Source organism: Mycobacterium sp. TH-M82 (genome assembly GCF_057473605.1).
Map to the genome: position 1 here is coordinate 1 of NZ_JBYCKY010000739.1, position 1,503 is coordinate 1,503.

At 70.8% G+C, this 1,503-nt stretch carries 2 protein-coding genes; both read left to right on the forward strand.

Annotated features, from left to right (window positions below; all coding sequences use genetic code 11):
- The coding region (locus tag AC2VON_RS22120) for a hypothetical protein (protein ID WP_486954786.1) at positions 1-276 on the forward strand (276 nt) is incomplete at its 5' end.
- The coding region (recD, locus tag AC2VON_RS22125) for an exodeoxyribonuclease V subunit alpha (RefSeq protein ID WP_486954787.1) at positions 273-1,503 on the forward strand (1,231 nt) is incomplete at its 3' end. The genes AC2VON_RS22120 and recD, both read left to right, overlap by 4 nt.

Consider the following 1,503-nt stretch of genomic DNA (forward strand, 5'->3'; position numbering starts at 1 on the left):
TACCCACGACTAGCCGAGGCGATGCTGCACTCCGACTACCCCCTGCAGGCGCTGCTGTATGTGGCTGTGCTGCACCGTTTCCTGCGCTGGCGCCAGCCTGGCTACGACCCGGAGCGGCACCTGGGCGGGGTGCTGTATCTGTTGGTGCGCGGTATGTGCGGTGCGGATACCCCGGCGTTGGACGGCCACCCCGCCGGAGTGTTCAGCTGGCGCCCGCCGGCGGCGCTGGTGACCGCACTGTCGGATCTGCTGCACGAAGGACGGCCGGCGGCATGAGCACCACTGCCGCCATCGACGACCCGCTGGATTTCCGGGTGGCGACCCAAGCCACCGGCCTGCTGCGTACGTTCAACCAAGCCGGCGTGCTCGACGCCGCTGATGTGCATGTGGCCCAGCGGATCTCCGTTCTGGGCAAGGAGACCGACCAGATTGTGACGCTGGCCCTGGCGCTGGCGGTGCGGGCGCTGCGCGGCGGCTCGGTCTGCGTGGATCTGCGTGCGGTCGCCCGGGACACCGAGAGACCGGAGTTGGCCTGGCCCGACCCCGAGCGGTGGCTGGCCGCGGTGCGGGCTAGCCGACTGGTGGCCGAGCAGGTGCTGCGGCTCTACGACAGCGGTGCCGGCGGGCTGCTCTACCTCGACCGGTACTGGCGCGAAGAGGAGCAGGTCTGCACCGACCTGCTGGCGCTCTCGTCGCCCGGGACGGCACCGGCCGAGCTGCCAGCCCTGGAGCGGCTGTTCCCACCCGATCGTTTCGGCGAGCAGCGGACGGCCGCCAAGATCGTGCTGTCACAGGCGGTCACGGTGCTCACCGGCGGTCCCGGAACCGGGAAAACGACGACGGTGGCGCGGCTGCTGGCACTGCTGGCCGAACAGGCCGAAGCGTCGGGCAAGGCGGGCAAGGCGGCACTGCGGATCGCGTTGGCCGCGCCGACCGGCAAAGCCGCAGCCCGGCTGACCGAGGCGGTCGCCGTTGAGGTGACCAACCTCGAGCCGGTTGATCGGGCCCGGCTGGCCGGGCTGCAGGCCACCACGCTGCACAGGCTGCTGGGGTGGCGCCCCGGCAGTTCGATGCGGTTCAAGCACAATCGCGGCAACCGGTTGCCGCACGACGTGATCGTGGTCGACGAGACGTCGATGGTGTCGCTGACCCTGATGGCCCGATTGCTGGAGGCGGTGCGCCCGGACGCCCGGCTGATCCTGGTCGGTGACCCCGATCAGCTGGCCTCGGTGGAAGCCGGTGCGGTGCTGGCTGATCTGGTGGACGGGCTCTCGGCACACCCCGACACCCCGGTGGCGACGCTGCGGACACCACACCGCTACAAAGAGTCGATCGGTGCGCTGGCCACCGCAATTCGCGATGGCGACGCCGAGACGGTGATCGCACTGCTGGGCGCGGGCGGTGAGCACGTCGAGTGGCTGGACGACTCAGCCGACACGGCCGAGCAGTTGGCGGACATCGTGGTGCCGCACGCCCTGCGGGTGCGGCAGGCCGCACTGCTCG